This window comes from Tolypothrix tenuis PCC 7101, assembly GCF_963874875.1.
GTDB classification, from domain to species: Bacteria; Cyanobacteriota; Cyanobacteriia; order Cyanobacteriales; family Nostocaceae; genus Aulosira; species Aulosira tenue.
Map to the genome: position 1 here is coordinate 130,705 of NZ_CAWNJS010000001.1, position 20,844 is coordinate 151,548.

13 protein-coding genes are annotated in these 20,844 nt (G+C 36.9%); 6 read left to right on the forward strand and 7 right to left on the reverse strand.

Annotation, left to right across the window (positions count from 1 at the left end; translation table 11 throughout):
- Window positions 1-125: 125 nt before the first annotated feature.
- Window positions 126-1,925, reverse strand: coding sequence for a hybrid histidine kinase/response regulator HrmK (gene hrmK / locus AACU25_RS00515; protein WP_096573421.1), 1,800 nt, complete (start codon window positions 1,923-1,925; stop codon window positions 126-128).
- Between the two features lie 183 nt (window positions 1,926-2,108).
- Here hrmK and AACU25_RS00520 point away from each other — a divergent pair, with 183 nt between their 5' ends.
- Entirely contained in the window at window positions 2,109-2,975 is an 867-nt protein-coding gene (locus AACU25_RS00520) for a branched-chain amino acid ABC transporter permease (protein ID WP_096573422.1), read from the forward strand.
- Between the two features lie 21 nt (window positions 2,976-2,996).
- Here the strand turns inward: AACU25_RS00520 and psaX are convergent, their stop codons facing one another.
- The gene (psaX, locus tag AACU25_RS00525) at window positions 2,997-3,134 is read right to left on the reverse strand and encodes a photosystem I protein PsaX (protein WP_045871941.1); all 138 of its coding nucleotides are present in this window, start codon (window positions 3,132-3,134) and stop codon (window positions 2,997-2,999) included.
- 193 nt (window positions 3,135-3,327) lie between these two features.
- Complete coding sequence (lipA, locus tag AACU25_RS00530; RefSeq protein ID WP_096573423.1) at window positions 3,328-4,230, reverse strand: lipoyl synthase; 903 nt, start codon at window positions 4,228-4,230, stop codon at window positions 3,328-3,330.
- A 259-nt stretch (window positions 4,231-4,489) separates the two neighbouring features.
- Between lipA and AACU25_RS00535 the strand changes: the two genes are divergently transcribed.
- Entirely contained in the window at window positions 4,490-5,125 is a 636-nt protein-coding gene (locus AACU25_RS00535) for a response regulator (RefSeq protein WP_096573424.1), read from the forward strand.
- Between the two features lie 668 nt (window positions 5,126-5,793).
- Entirely contained in the window at window positions 5,794-11,400 is a 5,607-nt protein-coding gene (locus AACU25_RS00540) for an ATP-binding sensor histidine kinase (protein WP_096573425.1), read from the forward strand.
- A gap of 28 nt (window positions 11,401-11,428) precedes the next feature.
- Here the strand turns inward: AACU25_RS00540 and AACU25_RS00545 are convergent, their stop codons facing one another.
- From AACU25_RS00545 to AACU25_RS00560, 4 genes are all read right to left on the reverse strand, one after another.
- Window positions 11,429-12,301 carry an alpha/beta hydrolase gene (locus AACU25_RS00545; RefSeq protein WP_096573426.1) on the reverse strand — a complete coding sequence of 291 codons (873 nt, stop codon included), beginning with the start codon at window positions 12,299-12,301 and terminating at the stop codon, window positions 11,429-11,431.
- Window positions 12,302-12,344: 43 nt separating this feature from the next.
- A complete protein-coding gene (locus AACU25_RS00550; protein WP_096573427.1) occupies window positions 12,345-13,475 on the reverse strand; it encodes an indoleamine 2,3-dioxygenase in 1,131 nt (376 codons plus the stop codon).
- A 176-nt stretch (window positions 13,476-13,651) separates the two neighbouring features.
- Window positions 13,652-15,241 (reverse strand): NAD(P)-binding domain-containing protein, encoded by a 1,590-nt coding sequence (locus AACU25_RS00555; RefSeq protein ID WP_096573428.1) that lies wholly within the window; start codon window positions 15,239-15,241, stop codon window positions 13,652-13,654.
- Window positions 15,242-15,361: 120 nt separating this feature from the next.
- Window positions 15,362-16,078, reverse strand: a complete 717-nt coding sequence (locus tag AACU25_RS00560; RefSeq protein ID WP_096573429.1) for a heme oxygenase-like domain-containing protein — start codon at window positions 16,076-16,078, stop codon at window positions 15,362-15,364.
- A 953-nt stretch (window positions 16,079-17,031) separates the two neighbouring features.
- On the opposite strand from AACU25_RS00560, the gene AACU25_RS00565 reads away from it, so the two are divergent.
- The 3 genes from AACU25_RS00565 (at window position 17,032) to AACU25_RS00575 (ending at window position 20,843) form a co-directional block, all read left to right on the forward strand.
- The gene (locus AACU25_RS00565) at window positions 17,032-17,178 is read left to right on the forward strand and encodes a hypothetical protein (protein WP_190445688.1); all 147 of its coding nucleotides are present in this window, start codon (window positions 17,032-17,034) and stop codon (window positions 17,176-17,178) included.
- Window positions 17,179-17,197: 19 nt separating this feature from the next.
- Entirely contained in the window at window positions 17,198-17,566 is a 369-nt protein-coding gene (locus tag AACU25_RS00570; RefSeq protein WP_096573430.1) for a hypothetical protein, read from the forward strand.
- A 478-nt stretch (window positions 17,567-18,044) separates the two neighbouring features.
- Window positions 18,045-20,843, forward strand: coding sequence for an ATP-binding protein (locus AACU25_RS00575; RefSeq protein ID WP_096573431.1), 2,799 nt, complete (start codon window positions 18,045-18,047; stop codon window positions 20,841-20,843).
- The last annotated feature ends 1 nt before the right edge of the window (window position 20,844 follow it).

Here is a 20,844-nt window from a genome sequence, read left to right on the forward strand (position 1 = left end):
GGGGGTTCCAAGAGTTATGCGGACTAGCCTGGGAAACCCCTTCAGCCCTTCAGAGTGAATCCTGCAGATACGCCACGCGACTGGCTCCCCTACAGCAATTGTATTTTTACTTTATAAATAACCTCTTACTGAGGTTTACTATATTTAGCTACCAAACTAGCTAACAATGGTAAATCAATAGGTTTAGAAATATAATCATTCACTCCAGCTGCCAGACAAATTTCGCGATCGCCTTTCATGGCCATTGCTGTTTGAGCAATTACCGGAGTCATTTGATATTGGGGATTTTCTCGTAACTGCCGCACTAAATTTAAACCATTATCATCTGGCAGATTTACATCCATTAAAATTACTGCTGGATTAATATCTTTTAATGCTTGCCACATTTCAGCAGCATTCTTGGCCACAGTGATTTGATAACCTAGTTTTTCTAAATAAATTTGCATTAATTTAGCATTGTTTAAGTCATTTTCTACTAGCAAAATTTCTAAAAAACAACTAGGCGCAATGTCTAAAGGCGTTGTAGCGGATGCAGCAGTCACATCACCCGTAATTCCAGTTAATTCTCCTACAGGATTTAAAGGAAGTATGATAGTAAAACGCGAGCCGCAATCAACCTTAGATTCGACTTCTATACAACCACCATGTACTTCAGCAAGTTTACGAGTTACAGCTAAACCTAAACCCGTACCTTCATTACGATTAACTGTGGGATTAGCAATTTGGAAATAAGGTTGAAAAAGTTTTGCCTGGTCTGTTAGAGAAATACCACTACCAGTATCCCAAACGGTAAAATGCAAAAAGCTACCTTTAGCGACTACTTGTAAACCTACAGTACCTACAGTTGTAAACTTAAGAGCGTTGAAAAGTAAATTTAATAACATTTGTTTGAGCCGTAAAGGATCGGCAACTATTGTTGTTACCTCCGGCTCAATATCTAATAGTAATTTTAAACCTTTATTAGCAGCTTTTTCTTTGACTAGTGCCAACACGTTCCGGCACAATGTCGGCACATTGACAATTTCCCACTGGACATCTAGTTGATTAGCTTCAATTTTAGAAAGATCCAAAATATCATTTATTAGTGCTAGCAAATGCTTGCTGCTAGATTGAATAATATTTAAATATTCTTGATGGCGTTCTCTCGTTGGGTCGTAGCCTTGCGCCAACAGCAGATGAGTAAAGCCGATAATCGAACTCAGTGGAGTGCGGATTTCGTGACTGGTATTTGCCAAAAATTGATTCTTGAGTTGATTAGTACGCTCCAACTCGCGATTAGAACTACCCAAATATTGCGACTTTTGTTGCCAGGATTGGAGATGTCTGAGTTTTGCCAACGCTACAGAGCAATATTTCACAGCCCGTGCGATAAATTGCGATCGCAGTTCTACTTCTGCTGTGTTACATAGTTCCCCATCCACTCTCACCTGCGCTGTCGCCACAATTAGCCAAACGGTTATACCGCCACAATCATTGGCCAATTGCCAAGCACCAGGCGTTGCTTGATTCTCTAGGTGCTGTAAATCCTCAATTTCTATCACCTCATCCAATTTCAGGCGTAACTTTTTACCTTTTTTGGATAACGCTTCTACCTGTAGAAGTTGTGAGCGTCGGGAGGGGGATGGTGGAACATAAAAAATTTTACCAGTTGTCTCTTGTGGTTGGAACAGCGCGATCGCCACCTTACTAGTATTTAAAGCATGGCTGATCTCGTTGACCAAAATTTGAAAAATTTCTGCTTCTGTAGCTCTTGGCTGTGGCAAGGTGGTACAAGCAGAAAGCAAGCAATCATTGAGATGGCTTTGCAACTGGTTCAAGCCACCTTCTAGCCACAACTCGGCTCGAAGTTGCTGTATTGTGGTCAAAAGTGTTTGGGTTGTATCTATCTGTGAGTTCTGTTCTGGTAAGCTTGAATACTGCTGCATGGTCAACTAGACCGCTGAACAAGTTGAGCTTCGCACAAAAGTGCGAACAGGATTCTATGTATATTAGCGCACAATTCCTGCTTATTTATAAAGCATAACCTATAGTGTCGAATGTGACGATGATCCCACCAATTTAATGTATGAAATCACTAACTAGGAAATTCTTAATAGCTGCTTAACACTATGGATCTACAACTTGCTCAATTAATTATTAATGGAATTGCTGTAGGGAGTATTATTGCTCTGGGCGCAGTCGGACTTACCCTTACCTATGGGATTTTACGGTTGTCTAATTTTGCCCACGGAGATTTTCTCACTTTGGGAGCTTATCTAACGCTGCTAGTAAACAGTGCTGGTGTAAATATTTGGCTATCAATGGTACTAGCTGCAGCGGGAACAGTAGTAATGATGCTCATATCAGAAAAATTACTGTGGTCAAGAATGCGTAGTCTCCGTGCTACTTCTACGACACTAATTATCATTTCTATTGGATTGGCCTTATTCCTCCGCAATGGCATTATCCTCCTTTGGGGTGGCAAGAACCAAAATTACAATTTACCTGTGACCCAAGCTTTAGATATCTTCGGCTTAAAGGTACCACAAAATCAGTTATTAGTGTTGGGGTTAGCAGTAGTGGCGATTTTGGCACTGCACTACTTGCTGCAAAATACAAAAATTGGCAAGGCAATGCGAGCAGTTGCTGACGATTTAGATTTAGCTAGAGTGTCGGGAATTAATGTAGAGCAAGTAATCCTTTGGACATGGCTAATTGCTGGCACACTCACATCCTTGGGTGGCAGTATGTACGGGTTAATTACAGCAGTGCGCCCAAATATGGGGTGGTTTTTGATTCTGCCTTTATTTGCCTCAGTAATTTTGGGGGGAATAGGTAATCCTTACGGAGCGATCGCAGCTGCTTTTATGATTGGCATAGTGCAAGAAGTCAGCACCCCTTGGCTTGGTTCTCAGTATAAACAAGGAGTAGCGCTGTTAATCATGATTTTGGTGCTGCTCATTCGTCCTAAAGGTTTATTTAAAGGCACGATTTGAGCAGCACCAATCAGCTTCTAATTACTCAATGATATGGAAGTAGTAAGCTGCAACTAAGAAGTTGATCGCTAATAAGAATAATGCCCAACCAGTACGGAAAGGATAGGGGGGTTTAGCTCCACTATCTGCTACTGGTGAACTTTTGCTTTTAGCAGTCATTGGCTGTTCTCCTAAATTTCAGGACTGTTTAAGAAATACCAAACAGAGGTACCGATTAGCCAGTTTCTTTAAAAATATTTGTGAGAAGGTTGGAAATTAGGGAATGGGTAATGGGTAATGGGATATTTATTCTCCTCATCTCCCTGCCCCCTGCCCCCTGCCCCCTGCCCCCTGCCCCCTGCCCCCTGCCCCCTTAATCTTCCCCCGCATGATAGGAACTCCGAACCAGTGGCCCAGAACGGACGTGGCTAAAACCCATTTGCCATGCTATGCTGCCAAGTTGATCAAATTCTTCTGGAGTCCAGTATTTTTGAACTGGCAGATGTTCTAGGGAAGGTCGCATATACTGACCAATAGTTAAGCGATCGCATCCCACGGCTCTTAAATCTTTCATCGCTTCTATGATTTCCTCAAAGGTTTCGCCATGTCCCAGCATTAAACCAGATTTGGTGGGGATAGAGGAGTCGATTTCTTTGACGAGTGCAAGTACATGCAGCGAGCGATCGTATTTTGCTCCTCGGCGCACTGGCCCAGTTAAGCGTCGCACCGTCTCAATATTGTGGTTAAAACAAGCAGGCTTTGCCTTAACAATCATCTCTATCCTTTGGCGTTGTCCTTCCTCCCCAACAGCGATACCACCCCAAAAGTCCGGTGTCAGCACTTCTATTTGAGTTTCTGGATTGCACTGGCGGATAGTTTCCATCGTTTGGACAAAATGCCCTGCTCCCTGATCTGCCAAGTCATCACGGGCTACAGAAGTCAGTACCACATAACGTAAACCCAAAAGCTTCACAGCTTCTGCCACCTTTTGCGGTTCCTCTAAATCTAAGGGCATTGGTGCATGACCTTTATCTACTTGACAAAATGCACAAGAACGAGTACAAGTAGGGCCCATTAGCAGAAAAGTAGCAGTTTTTTGGGCATAGCACTCCCCCCGGTTGGGACAACGTCCTTCTTCGCAAATTGTATGAATTTGGCGCTGCTTAATAATCCGTTGTACTGTAGAAATTTCGCTGGCTCTGCCGATAGAACGACGTAACCAACTGGGCATTGCCATAATTTCTGACTTGAGTTGGGCTTGTTGTGACGAAGTCATAGACATCCACGTGAGATCCAAAGGTATTGTGGAGCAAATTTTCTATGCTCTAGAGCAAGGTTAAAGCCTTAAATATTACCATGCCATAAATTGATGAGAACAAGGGCAGAGGTTCTAGAAAACACATCCCCGAAAATCACTTATACCGAAAATATACTCTCCCCCAATCAAGATAAATGTTGGATATAGTAAGAGCATTCTCAATGTCAATGGGCATAATAGCCATCTACACCTATAGTTTCTGTTAGAGTAATAAGTCGTGGCAAGTAACAAAATTCTAGTTATTGATGACACCACCGTTGTCAGGGTAAAAGTACGAGAGATGTTGCCGCCTGGCAATTTCGAGGTAGTAGAAGCAAAAGACGGGTTAGAAGGACTAAATTACATCCTTAAAGATAAATTTAGTTTAATCATGTTAGATTTTCTACTACCGAAAATGAGCGGTTGGGAAGTGTTCCAGCAAATTCAAGCCCAACCTGAGTTAAGGAAGATTCCTCTAGTAATGATGTCTGGGCGTAAAGAAGAGGTAACTGAAAAAATTTCAGAACCCTTTGAATATTTTGAATTTCTGGGTAAGCCTTTTGACCAGAAGCAACTTATTGGTGCTATCAAGTCAGCAATGACAAAAGCTAAACTGGTACGCCCAGAACCAGTTCTAGTGGGAGCAGGCGTTGCTGTTGCTCATAGTGCAACTGTAACTTCTAGCCATAGTTTTGCCACACCCCCAGCTGCTATCAATAGTAATGCTACAGTTCCTTCTCCAAGCGTTGCTACCGCATCCTCTGGAGAAATTGAGCTGTTAAATGAAAAAATTGCCAAGATGCAAGCAGAAATAGAGAGCTTGAAGAAACAGCTAACTCAGGTTGTGACCTTCATTAAACAAAAAGTCAAATAGTTTTCATCATAATGCGTAGAACATTCACGCCTAAAACTAGAGACTAAAGACTAGTACAACACGGCATAAATAAAGTAACCATTTCAACTAGCCAAAAGCTTTGATTGATATAGAAACTTTTTGACTGTTGACTTACTCGTAGCATTCTAGACGCAAATAAATATGCTCTTAATTTGATAAAACTAAGGGAGTTCTTAGAAATAAATTATTTTATAGAGTGAGCCGGACAGCATATATATGGTATGGGCTCACTTTTTAATTTTGCCTTGTTGCACTAGTGTAATTAGCCAATGAAACAGCGTGGGATTTAGAAATCAAGTTTAATTTATAAATCCTACGCTATTCTTTTTGAGTAAACCCCAGTTTGCAACATAGATGAATTTGAGATAAATATTTTGAGTACAATCAATAATCATAAAACTACCTGCCAGGCTTCAGCATTACAAAGAAAAAGGTAGGTTTTTTGTACTTTCTATTGGCGGATATTTATTTTTTCAATATCAGAGATAGGCGGTTTTTTCTTCTGAGATTAGAATAGCAGACTTAAAATAGTTTATTTTTTAGCCAAAATCTATATATTTCACATAATTTCCACATTATCTTCTGCTACTTCCAGTTTTGCAATGGGAATAATAATAACAGAATTATAATTACCCCCATAAGCTTTTATGTTACTCGTATCAGATACAGTGTCTCCCATCCTTGGCTATCGCATCACTGAGCAACTTTATTTAGGTAAAAAGACTGTAGTTTACCGGGGTATCAGAGAAAAAGACAACCAAAAGGTCATCCTGAAATTGATGCGAAATGAATATCCTACCTTTGCAGAAGTTAGTCAATTTCGCAGTCAATATACTATTACTCAAAACCTCGATATTTCAGGCATAGTCAGACCCATCAGCTTAGAAAATTACCGGAATGGCTATGTTCTGATCATGGAGGATTATGAAGCTATATCCCTCAAAGATTGGCAAATAAGAGAGCGAGAACAGGGAAATAATTTTGTTCCATTAAAAGAATTTTTTCAGATAGCTCTGTCAATTTGTTCTACTCTTGAACAACTGCATCGCCATCGCATAATTCATAAAGACATTAAGCCTGCAAATATTCTAGTTCATCCTACCACTAGAGAAATTAAGATTATCGATTTTAGTCTTGCAACTCTATTACCAAAAGAAATTCAATCTATTAAGAATCCTAATGTTTTAGAAGGAACTTTAGCTTACATTTCTCCTGAACAAACGGGACGCATGAACCGAGGTATTGATTACCGTACAGATTTTTACTCTTTGGGTGTTACCTTTTTTGAACTCCTGACTGGACAGTTACCTTTCAATACTAATGATCCAATGGAGTTAGTCTATTCGCACATTGCTAAAGAACCAGCGAAAGCCAGCCTGATTAACTCTAAAATTCCCCAAATTTTAGCTGATATAATCGGCAAGCTGATGGCAAAAAATGCCGAAGATAGATATCAGAGCGTGCATGGAATTAGACATGACTTAGAAATATGCCAAACGCAATGGCAAGAGAAAGGAAATATTACATCATTTGCATTGGGCGTTAGAGATATCTCCAATCAATTTGCGATTCCCGAAAAACTTTATGGTCGCCAAAAAGAAATTGAAACATTACTTACCACCTTTGAGCGAGTTAGCAACGGTAAAACAGAAATGATTTTAGTTTCTGGGTTTTCTGGTATTGGTAAGACAGCTGTAGTCAATGAAATTCACAAACCCATAGCACGGCAGAGGAGTTACTTCATCAAAGGCAAGTTTGACCAGATGCAAAGAGATATTCCTTTGTCAGGTTTGGTACAAGCATTGCGTAGCTTAATTGGCCAAATACTCTCAGAAACAGATGCTCAAATTCAAAATTGGAAAGCAAAAATTATATCAGCATTAGGTACACAGTCCCAGGTAATTGTAGATGTAATTCCTGAATTAGAAAAAATTATTGGTCAACAATCTTCAGTAGCTGAACTTGCTGGTGTTGCGGCTCAAAATCGGTTTAACTTATTATTTCAGAGATTTATCCAAGTTTTCACTAGTAAAGAACATCCTCTAGTAATTTTTCTAGATGATTTGCAATGGGCAGATAATGCTTCTTTAAAATTTATCCAATTATTAATGGGTGAAACTACTGCTCAGATTACAGATGATACAGAAGAAATATCCGAAGGTAAGGGGAATTTACTACTGATTGGTGCTTATAGAGATAATGAAGTTTCAAATTTACATCCTTTAACTTTAACTCTCAAGGAAATTGCTCAAACGGGAGCAATAATTAATCAAATTCAACTTTCACCTTTAAATCAAGTTGATTTAAACCATTTAATTGCTGATACACTTCATTGCCGCGAGGTAATTGCTGTTCCTTTAACTCAAATGGTATTTGCAAAAACCAAAGGTAACCCCTTCTTTGCTTCTCAATTTCTTAAGTCACTATATGATGACGGACTAATTACATTAAATATTGATGTTGGTTATTGGCAGTATGATATTGCTAAAATCAAAACTTTATCTCTGACAGATGATGTTGTGGAATTCATGGGTATTCAAATAGAAAAATTGCCCATAAATACACAAAATGTGTTAAAGTTTGCTGCTTGCATAGGTCATGAATTTGACTTAAAAACTTTGGCAATTGTCAATGAGAAGTCTGTAATGGATACAGCGTCAGACTTATGGAAAGCATTATTTGAAGGGCTAATCTTACCTCTGACTGATGGATATAATTTTATTTCAACAGATGACAACCAAATATTAGATGACTTAACAATTAGTAGTTACCAATTACCTAAATACAAATTTGTACATGATAGAGTACAACAAGCTGCTTATTCTCTCATTCCTGAAGAACAGAGAAAGCCAATTCATTTGAAAATTGGTTTACTTTTGCTAAGTAATATCCCAATAGCAGAACGGGAAGATAAGATTTTTGAGCTTGTCAATCAGTTCAATATTGCCATAGAATTTATTACTCATCAAGCTAAACGTGATGAACTGGCTGTAATGAATTTGACTGCAGGGCGTAAAGCTTTGATATCAACAGCTTACTCATCTGCAATTAAGTATTTAACTACAGGAATTGAACTGCTGACAGATGATTGTTGGGATACTAAATATGAGCTAACTCTCGCTTTGTATGAGACAGCAGCAGAAGCCGCATACTTAGCTGGTAAATTTGAGCAAATGGAGAAATTAGTAGAAGTCGTATTACAAAAAGCTAATACATTGCTTGACAAAGCAAAAGTTTATGAAGTCAGAATTCAGGCTTATGGAGCCCAAGGCAAAGGACTAGATTCTGTCAATATTTTGCTAACTTTTTTAAAGAAATTGGGTGTAGATTTTCCAGAGAACCCAAGCCAGTTGGATATTCATCTAGAAATGGAGAAAACTGCCTTAAAACTGGCAAATAAACGAATTGAAGATTTAATCGATTTACCAGAGATGATAGAAGTTAAAGCTCTAGTAGTGATGCGTCTCTTATCTAGTGCAATTACTTTCGCTTATCAGGCTGTCCCAGAATTGATGCCGTTGATTTGTTTGAAACAAATCAATTTATCATTACAATATGGTAACTCTCACTCTTCTGCTTTTGCATATGTTTGTTATGGATTAATGCTATGTGGATTAGTAGGAGATATTGAGTCCGGCTATAAATTTGGTCAACTAGCTTTAAGTATTTTAGAGAAAATGAATGCTAAAGAATTTAAAGCTAAGATACTGGAAACCTTTAATCGATTCATTAGACATTGGTATGAACATATCAGTGAAAGTATTAAACCTTTAATAGAGGCTTACACTGCTGGATTAGAAACGGGAGATTTAGAGTTTGCATCTCATGCTATTAACGGTTATTCATACTATTTATATTTCAGTGGTAAAGATTTGAATTGGCTCAAGCAAGAGATAGAAACTTACAGTAAAGCTATATATCAAACTAACCAAAAAAGAATATTCAATTATAATGAAATCTACCGTCAATTGGTCTTAAATTTAATAGATGAGGGTAATAAAAATCGCTGTGCTTTGAGCGGTGATGCTTATGATGAAGATAAAATGCTGCCGTTTCTCCTCCAAACAAACGATACTAGCGGACTTTTATATCTATATATTTGTAAACTACATCTATCCTATCTATTTGAAAATTTCTCTCAAGCATTTGAAAATTCAACCATAGCAGAAAAGTATTTAGACGGTGGGATAGGACAAATAGTTGTTCCTATCTTCTATTTCTACGATTCGTTATCTAGGCTAGCAGTATATCCTAATGTTGATGATTGCGAACAAAAAGCAATTTTGGAAAAAGTGCTAGCCAATCAATCAAAAATGGAAAAATGGGCACATTATGGTTACATGAATTATTTACATAAATTTTGTTTAGTAGAAGCAGAGCGATATCGAGTTCTAGGACAATATGTTGAAGCAATGGATTATTATGATCGGTCAATTAATCTTGCAAAACAACACGATTATCTTAATGAAGAAGCTCTGGCTTGTGAATTAGCCGCTAAATTTTATCTTGCATGGGAGAAACAAAAAATTGCCCAAACCTATCTCATTGATGCTTACTATGCCTATACTCGCTGGGGTGCAAAAGCTAAAGTAGATGACTTAAAGAAACGCTATATGCAACTACTTGCACCTATTCTTCAGCAAGAAAAAATGAACTATTATGCTAGTGAAAATAAGCCAAGAGAACAGAGTATAAATTTATCTACATTGAGCAATCAATCTACCATTACTAAAAATGAAACTCTTCTTGGCTCCAATACTAGTATTTCAGATATGCTAGATTTAGCATCTGTAATTAAAGCTTCGCAAGCAGTCTCTGGAGAAATTGAACTACAGGAACTTCTGTCAACCTTAATACAAGTTATTATGGAGAATGCGGGAGCTTCTAAATGTGTGCTGATTTTGAGTCAACCTAATAGCTTAGATTTAACTATTACCGCGGTTAATTCAAATGCAAATTTTGCAGTAACCACTTACACAGAGTTTTTAGCTATACCTTTAGAGTCCAGCGATCATGTTCCAATTTCTTTGATTAATTATGTCAAACGTACCCAAGAAATCTTAGTTATTGATGATATTAAGGATCAAGCTTCCTTTGCATTAGATACTTACATTACTCGTGAGGAACCCAAGAGTATATTATGTATACCCATCATTAATAAAAACAAATTGCTTGGTATTATTTACTTAGAAAATAATCTAACTACAGCAGCCTTTACAAACAGCCGCTTAGAAGTTTTAAAGCTAATAGTTACACAAGCAGCAATCTCCTTAGAAAATGCTCTTCTATATCAAAATTTAGCGCAAGCAAATGAACAGTTAGCCGAATATAACCATAATCTAGAGGTGAAAGTAGCGGAAAGAACACAAGAAATTAATGAGAAAAACCATCATTTACAACAAGCTCTAGAGGAATTAAAAAGCACCCAAAGCCAACTAATTCAAAGTGAAAAAATGTCTTCCTTAGGGCAAATGATAGCAGGAATTGCTCATGAGATTAATAATCCTATCAATTTTATTCATGGCAATATTAATCATGCCCATGAATATGTTCAAGACTTGCTAGACTTGGTTGGTATTTATCAACAAGAATATCCCAATGCTTCTACATTAGTAAATAACAAAATTCAAGATATTGATTTAGAATTCTTGGCAGAAGATTTACCAAAAATTCTGGATTCTATGAAGCTTGGCAGTTCGCGTATCCGGAATATTATTTTGGGCTTACGCAACTTCTCGCGTCTAGATGAATCGGAAATGAAACCTGTCAATATTCATGAGGGAATTGATAGTACCTTAATGATTTTGCAGCATCGACTTAAAGAAAATAGCAATCATCCTGAAATTGAGGTAATCAAAGAATACGCACAAATGCCAGAAGTTAGTTGCTATGCAGGTCAACTAAATCAGGTATTTATGAATATCTTAAGTAATGCGATCGATGCTTTAGATGATGACAGGTATAAAGATAATTCTCTAATACAAAATCCTCAGATTCGTATTCTCACTGAACTAAAAGATACAAATACGCTGAGGATTCGGATTGCGGATAATGGTCATGGGATGACTACACAAGTGCAGCAGAAAATATTTGACCCATTTTTTACTACTAAACCCATAGGGAGTGGTACGGGTTTGGGCTTGTCAATTAGCTATCAAGTTGTAGTGGACAAACACAAAGGTCAGCTCATCTGTAAGTCTGCTGTAGGAGAAGGGACTGAGTTTGTAATTGAAATACCGATAAGATATCACTAAGTACACATAACAGTATGTTGCTTCGGTACTACTGTTCTGCTACTGTCAGGTTCATTTGTCTTTTGATTGCTTTACAAACAGGACTATTTGACTCAAGAAAACCATCGATTACAGTAAAGTGATTTTTTCCAGGTTGTGGTAAGTACTCACCTTCCAATCCCTTTGCTCTCCATGCACAGAGAAACTCTTGTGACTGACGTTGAAACTCTGAACTCTCTTCACTGCCATAAGTTATGATTAGAGAGCCTGCTTTATCAGGAATATGGCGTATAGGGCTGTTACGAAGAACCTCTGCCCACGAAAGCTGCAACTTAGGCTGTAGCCATGTGTAAGGAAACGGCATGAGGTCAAACAAACCACTGATAGCAAACCCTCCTTTAATGATGTTATGTGGTAGTGCATAATCGTTTTCCCAGTCTGTAGCCATGACCATAGCAGTTAGATGCCCACCTGCTGAGTGACCTGATACGTAGATACGGTTAGGATCTCCTCCAAAGTTTTTGGCATTTTGATAAATCCAGGCTATGGACGCACGGTTCTGACGGACTATTTCGTCAATAGTTACTTTGGGACATAAAGCGTAATTTATCACTACTACTGTGACACCGATAGCCACTAAGCCCTTGGCGACAAAGCTAAAATCTTTACTACTAGCCATTATCCAGTAGCCACCGTGGATAAACACCAAGATTGGAGTGTAAGGTTGTGTTGCAGGAAAAATATCTACGTGCTCAAATCTTGTAGGGCCAAAAGGAATATTTAAATGACAAGATAGTTCTTGCCGTACCTGGGTACTATTTGTAGTGTAAAAATCCATACAAGCAGATGTATCTAGCCCTAATTCCTTGGGGTTATACTGAGCATCTAGTTCAGCTTGAGTTTGAAAATTTTGGTACAACATTGAGAGCCTCTAGCATGGTCATAGCATTGTTGAGTAATGCCAATTACTGAGTACTAATTAAATGGTCTGCAGTCTCTTGCTTTACTTCTTGTAAAAAGCGTGTGAAATCTGTACCACCAGTTCCCTTTGCGTTTTGACGACTGTGCTGTGCAATATAACAGGCAGCAATTTGCATATGTTTTTGTCTAAATTTCTCTAGAGCTTGAATACAATCATTGTAAAAATCGCAAACAAGGGGATAGTCATGTTTATAACTTAGTACAAATTGCCTAATAGAAGGACTGGCTTCTAAAGCTTCAATAAATTTACGGTGTGGAGGAGGCATATAGGAGCGCATTTTGTGCAAAAATAACTGGCTTTTATCTTGCTGGTGTTTAATACCTAGACCTGCATCTAGAGACTGAATTAGGGAACTCTGAGCAGCACTACCACCAACAAACTTTTGTGGCGTGTCACTTATGCCTTCGTAAACTACCCCTGGTTCAGGCCAACTGGCAATAAATGGACGCACGCGATGATAGAAAATATAAGGATCGCATTTTTCTGGAATTCGTAAAAGGATCGCATACATATCTGCAAGCACCGCAGCAATTTTTTTGAGTTGTTGTGCGACAACTTCAATTTTGCCAATAACTAAGGACTTTTGTGCTTCTACAAGAGATACTAAGGCTGGTGCTCCCTTGGCTTCAATTGCAACATTTGTTGCGTAAAACCATTGTTCATCAAGACCACCCAGAAATAACTGTAGGATAGCAATATTATTCAAGTCTAAGGGTTGACTTTTATCTAGCCTTCTCCAGTTGTCGAGTGCCATAGAAGCATGGCAAATTATTGGAGGACGACCAAGTTTCTCTGCAAGATTCCACCAGGGAATTGCTACTGTATGTGGAAGAATAGTAGCAGGCTGTTCGCCACCCCATACATAAGCGTTACCAAATATTGACAAAAGTAGAAAAGCACGCCGAATTTGCTGTTCGTCTTGCAGATAAGAAATATCAGGCGAATTCAAGTTTTTTAATGTTGAACGCAACTGACCGGTCATCAACAAAAGTGGAACTTGAGCCGCAATACACTCCCAAGCTTCAAATTCAGAGGGTAGGTACTCCAACGGATCTTCTTTGGGCAGAAAGCCCCGAATAGAATCGACCTGATAATATGCCAAATCAGTAATCATTTGTTGATCGCTTTGACTAAAATTCTATGACAAATAAATCAAGAATTTAGTGTTACTGTTGTAGCAATATAGAGAAAAAAAATTGATTTTTGAAATATACTTAAACCACAACTTCTATATTGGAGTTAATGCCTAATTGACAGATGCAATATATCTTCAAAAATCAAACTTGACTTCTATACTATACTTCCTACTGTAACTAAAGGTATCTGATTTGATAGTTGATGACGTAAGAATTTTAATAATGGTTGAACATGTACATCCTCGCACCACTCACTAGCGATATCTTCAATAATATGATGTTCATGAAGTAAAGTAGAACCGGAAAAGCGCCGAATTATTGGGTGAAGACTTGGGCTTTGTGCGGAATTTGCAATATCATCTTTGTGAACACGTTCTATAGCAAAAGTATCAGCATTGGCGTTGATAATATCTAATCCAAATTCTAATGTAATTATGTAGTAATGTTCGTGTTGACCTAAATTACTATCATGTACATAATCTATTGGTAACTCTTGATAGTATTGTGCTACTTTACCTTGAGCAGAGATAACTATTAAGTCACAGAGGAAACCTGTTTGCTGCCATAATCCTGAGCTTGTATTCACCCTTTTAACAATTGCCTCTGTTAAATTTTCTGGTGTAGAGTCAATTAATTGATAGGGCAAATCCTGATGATGGTACTTTTGCTCTAATAAATGGTGTAGTGAGCGGATATTATAACGGAAACCGTGGATAAAGCCGGATTGTTTTTTCTTGTAATCTCTCATGTGGTTGAGTATGCCAATAAAATATAAGTCTTTGATATTCGTCGATTCCCATTCACTAGTTTGAGCCGGGAAACGGTCATTGATAGCTAGTTCAGGTTTACACGATTCATCAAAAATAGAATCATCAAACTGGAATCCAGTACATACAATTACGCGATCATAAACGAGGTCTTCTTCTTCTCCATACGCATGGGTATAAGAAACAGAAACTACAAATTTATCGTTAAAACGGTGTATCTTGTTGATAGTTGCATCCAAAATAAGATTTTGGGATTTAAGCTGGTATGTATCTAATAAATTGTTATTGACTGCCCGCAAATTTCCCACATATTTTGTTTTCCAAGCTAGTGAGACTGGGTGAGGACTAGCTATGTGAATTAGTGAAGTTGTTCCCACTAGATTATTGGCGGTTTCAAAACCAGAATTACCCTTTCCAATAATCAACACTCTTTGATTGATAAAATCTTCAGGATTGATAGATACATTAGTGTAGTTATCTGTTAAATCTATTCCTGGTATTGAGGGAATATATGGTTTAGCACAACCTGTCGCTATGATTAAACATGGTGCAGAATAACTATTGCCATTGTTATCAATTAGCAGAAATTTTTCATCTTTAGTAATTTGGATAGCTTGGCAGTTGTATTTAATTTTTAGTTGAAAGTAGCTCGCAAAATCTCCAAGATATTTAACTATGTCATCTGTATTTGGGAAGTAATCTCTGCTGTATTTTTTAAACAACATTTCATCACTGTCACTCAGTAGAGAGTTCCAATCCCATCTTAGATTGATTTCAGTATTGTCATAGCCTGTATAAACCTTGTTAATTGAAATCAACTGTTTATGTCTAGGATACTTCTGAAAGAAACTGCCTGCAGTGTCAGATGCTTCCAAGATTAAATAATTGCGATTAGCTTTCTCTAAAAAATAGCCTAGTTGTAATCCAGCAGGTCCAGCACCAATAATTAAATATTCAAAGTCTGAAACTTTGTTCATGTCTCTAACTCCAAGTTTCAAAATAGAGATTCTAATCTTTGAAATAGCTATCATTTCTCAGCGATTTTACTTTTTCAATTCTTAAACACTGTATAGAAATGACAGCCACAAGCAAAAAAATTATGCTACTAATCCAGCTTGCTCAAGTAAAGCTTTTTCTGCATATGCCATCATCTCATTAACCAATTCTGTAACAATTTCAAACTCTTTCAACACAGCCTCACAAGCTTTATCTTTTTGCTCTTGTGTGAGTTTTATACTTTCAATAAATTGCTCCATCTCATCCGTTTTCATCGTATGAAATTCTACTGCATCTGAGTGAGTTTTACCGAAAAAAATGTATTTTTGGTTAGTAATTTCTTTTAGTTCCTCTGTTATTCGCGTGGTATGAGTGAAAATAATATCTTCTGTTGCTTCTATAACCTCAATCACTGCTAGCACTACGACAGGATCGGCCTGATATGTAAGTAGTGCAGTTTGTAAACAAGTCAAACGTGTGTTCTTCATTCCTTCATCAGCCCAAATAAATTTCAATGAATCGCTGAACTTCTGTGAATGGTCAAATCCTAATGCCGCTAAGTCTTCTAAAAACCACAGATAGTGAGTTTCTTCTTCATAAGTATTCTGGTTAATTATTTTCTGAATTTTATTATCAGTTGGTTCTTTTCTGAAAATGTATTTATTCAGATCTGTAAAACCCATTGCTATAGGGGCAAAGTAGGGAGTCCAAGATAGCCTTTTTATGGGGTCTATACTTCGATCTTGCATGAACTTAAATAAGGGTAATTCAGAAAATTCTTGTTTTTTATTTTGGATTAGCTCTAGAACTTCTTTCATATCTATTACTCCAATTTTGAATATTTATGGATTTACAAGCTGTTAAATTTCAAACTATTTATGTGTAAGAAATTTAATTAAAAGTAACTGGTACGGGGTGTCATTTGTCTTGTGGAAAGTTCTAACGAGTCTATGTCATTGCTCATTATTAAGGATTTAAACCTCATCTATTTTGATGTAAGGAAACCCAAAGCCAAAATATAGGCTAAGTTTTCCAGATCTAATTTAGGTTACGCGACGCTTAAATTAACTTGTGCCCGCATATATCTGCTGTTTGTGAGAAATGCAGTGACATCATATCTGCAACAGATAGCCTCTTCGACAACTTTGTACCCTGAATCTATAAAAATGTTTAACTGTGTAAGATATTGATATCTAGATGAGTTAAAATGACAACTATTGAACAGTAATGGACAGAATTAGGGAATATTTTTGTCTGTTCCTAGTTTTGCTTACAGCCTGAAAAAGTAGAGCTAGAAATATTCTTCCTTGATTTAATGTAATTATTTTTTAATTTTTTATTGAAAAAAAGATCAGTAATTATATGGGTTTAATATAAATAAATGAAGCTCAACAAGTACATTGTTGTAAAAATTACTAAATCTCTCTATACACATATTTTTTTAGCCTATGGGTGAGAGTGCTGCAAACATAGGTTTATTTTCATCAATGCAAATATGTATCTGTAAATTGCACCGTAATATGTATTAGAGATAACAATATACAAAATATTTATTTATTAAATTTAAGTTATTAATAATAATCATTTATAATTTTTTGTATTTTAAATAACATATCAATTACAAAGAATTACTTAAATGTCAGGACTTGTTAACATATAGTTTTTTTATACGCAGATATCAAAAACTTTTTGGGATAAAAACGCAAAAACTAAACATAGCAGCCTACACTCAGCAATTAAGTAGCAGTTTGATATCAAAGAAATAATACTGATGACAGATGACAAACTTAAAAAGTTTAGAGAATCTAATTTATTTTTTAGCGATCGCCTCAATGCCCAGACATTGACACTTTATGATATCTACACCCGGAGAATGGGCAAACTAATGCTGGTAAGAGTTTACTCTTCATTGTTCTAAATGCTCACAACCGAAAACCATGACATATCCTGGTGTTTTTAATTACCAGAAGTTACCTCTACGGCTGATAGTTGATGTCTCATTCTTAATCCAAGTTTTTGCCGCAGTGGGACTTGTAGGTTATTTCTGTTTTAAAAATGTACACAAAGCTGTCAACAACCTTGTTGAACAGTTTATGAGTAAGGTTAACATACTTGTCAATCACCATTTAATTACATATCTGACAACGCTTCATCAAATTCATCAAATCAATGCCGATGCAATAGAAGTAGGATGCCTAAATTTACGTAATTTCCGAGGTTCAGGTCGTTCTTTTTGTAGAAAAATACAGGTATTTCAGGATATTGGCTACAACAGCTATACTTTGACAACAGATGCAGGATGTTGACGAATGTCCAACCCTCTATACTTAGCCTGGGATTAGTGCCAGCAAGTAGTGCGATCGCACTTGGTACTCTGCAGCAAAAAGTAGAGGGTAGATTCGTGACTAGGGCAGGGTGATAAATTTGCGATCGCTATTTCTATCTAGCAATGTATTTGCCAAGAAGAATAATCTTTAAACCCTGCTGTGATTTTAAGTCTATGATAGTTTTTATACCTAATCGTCTCAGTGATATCTAAATCAGTTTTGATTCCTGAAATTATTTGCCTAGTACCGCAAGGCGGAAGTCAAAAGTCAAAAGTCAAAATATTTATATATATGGGCTTTTGACTGTTTAAAACGGTAGCTTTATTTACGCCATGTTGTACTAGGTAGGTAACTCTTAACAGAGAACGGAAAACAGGCAAGCAGAAATAACAGTGTACTTAACTCTTTTAAAAATTAAATATGAGTCTTACATATAAATTTTAATAGTACCAATTTTATGACTAACTTTATATTAAAAAAATCCAAAAAAATACCACTGCGACTTATTCTGATTCTGCCTTTTGTAATTCAGATATTTACTGCTGTGGGACTAGTAGGCTATCTTTCTTTTAGGAATGGTGAAAAAGCAGTTAATGACCTGGCTAGCCAGTTGATCAAAAAAGTCAACAGAATTGTTACCCAGCATCTTGATACTTATTTAGTAACTCCTCATCAAATCAATCAAATCAACCTGGATGCTAATAAGCTGGAAATGCTAAACTTGCAAGATTTTCGGAAATCAGAAACTTATTTCTGGAAGCAAATGCAGGTGTTTAATATTGGCTATATTAGCTTTGCTAATCCTAAAGGTGAGTTTATTGGCGTTGAAAGATTAAATGATGGGAATTTGTTAATTAATGAAGTTTCTCAAAAAACTCGTCTTGGTAAACTTTATGTTTATAGTTCAGACAAACAAGGCAATATTAATCAACTAAAAGAAGTCAAAGATTACGATCCGCGTCAAGAAGCTTGGTATGCAGATGCAGTTAAAGCCAATAAACCACTCTGGAGTCAAATTTATCAATGGGAAGATAAACCAGATATTTTTTCTATCTCTTCTAGTTATCCTGTTTACAATCGAGATAATCAGATAGCTGGAGTATTAAGCGTTGATTTGATATTGTCACAGATTAGTACTTTTTTAGCTAATTTGAAAATTGGTAAGGCTGGTCAAACTTTTATTTTGGAGCGTTCTGGATTAATAGTAGCTTCTTCTGCAAATGAATTACCATACAAGGTTATTAATGGCAAAGCAGAAAGACTATCAGCCTTAAATAGTCAGAACTCTTTAATTAAAGCAACAGCCCAGTATATACAGCAAAAATATGGTGATTTTCGGCAGATAGAAGGAAGCCAAGAAACAAATTTTATCTTGCAAGGTGAGAGACAGTATATTCACATTAACCCTTGGCGGGACAAATTTGGTTTGGATTGGTTAGTAGTTGTAGTTGTGCCAGAATCGGAATTTATGGCACAAATTAACGAAAATACCCGCACCAGTATCATTTTATGTTTCATAGCCTTGACATGGGCTACTGCGATCGGCATTTTCACATCCCGGTGGATTACACAACCAATTTTAAGTTTACAGGCTGCGAGTTTAGCGATCGCTTCCGGAAAACTCGACCAGAAAGTCGAAATTAAAGGTATAGATGAGTTAGAAAGTTTGGCACAATCTTTTAATCAAATGGCTACACAGTTAGCAACTGCTTTTATTGAATTAGAAGCTAGGGTTGAAGAACGTACCGCCGAATTAAAAGCAGCTAAAGAAATTGCTGACAGTGCAAACAACGCCAAAAGTGAATTTCTGGCAAATATGAGCCATGAACTGCGGACACCGCTCAACGGTATTTTGGGATATGCTCAGATTTTAGGGATGGAAGAAAATGTGACTTTCAAGCAACAGGAGGGACTTGACATTATTTACCAATGTGGTTCCCATTTATTAACACTGATCAACGATATTTTGGATATCTCCAGAATTGAAGCACGCAAGCTGGAATTATTCCCCCACGATTTTAACTTCACTAATTTCCTCAAAAGCATTTTTGAAATCTGTCGCATTAAAGCTGAACAAAAAGAAATTGGTTTTATTTACCAAGAATTTAATAAACTCCCTGCTGCTATATTTGCTGATGAAAAACGGTTACGCCAAGTTTTGCTGAATTTATTAGGTAATGCCATCAAATTTACAGATTCTGGCCAAGTAATATTTAAAGTCGATGTACTAAGTAATGCGGCTAAATTTGACAATCTGTCAAACCAAAGAGAAGCGGAAATCACTAGTCATAGCGACTATCAACAATTACCTATAATTAAAATTAGATTTCAAATTGAAGATACAGGACTAGGAATGAGTCCAGAGCAATTACACAAAATATTCCTTCCTTTTGAGCAAGTGGGCAATAAACAGCGTATGGCAGAGGGAACTGGACTCGGGCTAGCTATCAGCCAGCAAATCGTGCAAATGATGGGTAGTGAAATTCATGTAGAAAGTACCTTAGGTCAAGGTAGTAAGTTTTGGTTTGATGTGGATTTGCAAGTATCACAGCAATGGATTGATTTAGCTACCAAGAAGACTACTAATAATATTGTTGGTTATGAAGGTAATCACCCCATCAAGGTTCTAGTTGTTGATGACCGATGGGAAAATCGCTCTGTGATTGTTAATTTTTTAGAACCTCTTGGTTTTACACTAATGGAAGCAGTCAATGGGCAAGAAGGATTAGAGAAAGCTTTGGCTTGGAGTCCTGACTTAATCATCACTGACATTGTCATGCCCTTACTTAATGGTTGGGAAATGACGCGAAATTTACGTTCTCAACGCGAATTCTCCAACCCGATTATCATTGCGTCTTCAGCTAATGTCTGCCAAGTTGACCGACAACAAAGTTATGATTCTGGCTGCAATGATTTTCTGCCTAAACCTGTGGAATCAGAAGAATTATTAGCCAAAATTCAGCAGCATTTAGGAATAAATTGGATTTATCAAGAATCTAATCATAATATCCCAGAATCAGTAATTTTTAGTGAATATTCGCCTACAGAATGGGTATTCCCCGCCACAGATGAATTAAAAACTTTAGTGAATGCTGCCACAATTGGCGATATTACAGGAGTTGAGCAGGAAGCCCAAAGACTACAAAATTTAGATAATAAATATTTACCTTTTACTACCAAGCTTCTAGAACTTACTCAAAATCTAGATGAAGAAGCAATTATTAAACTAGTCAAACAGTACATTAGTCAGCTGTAAA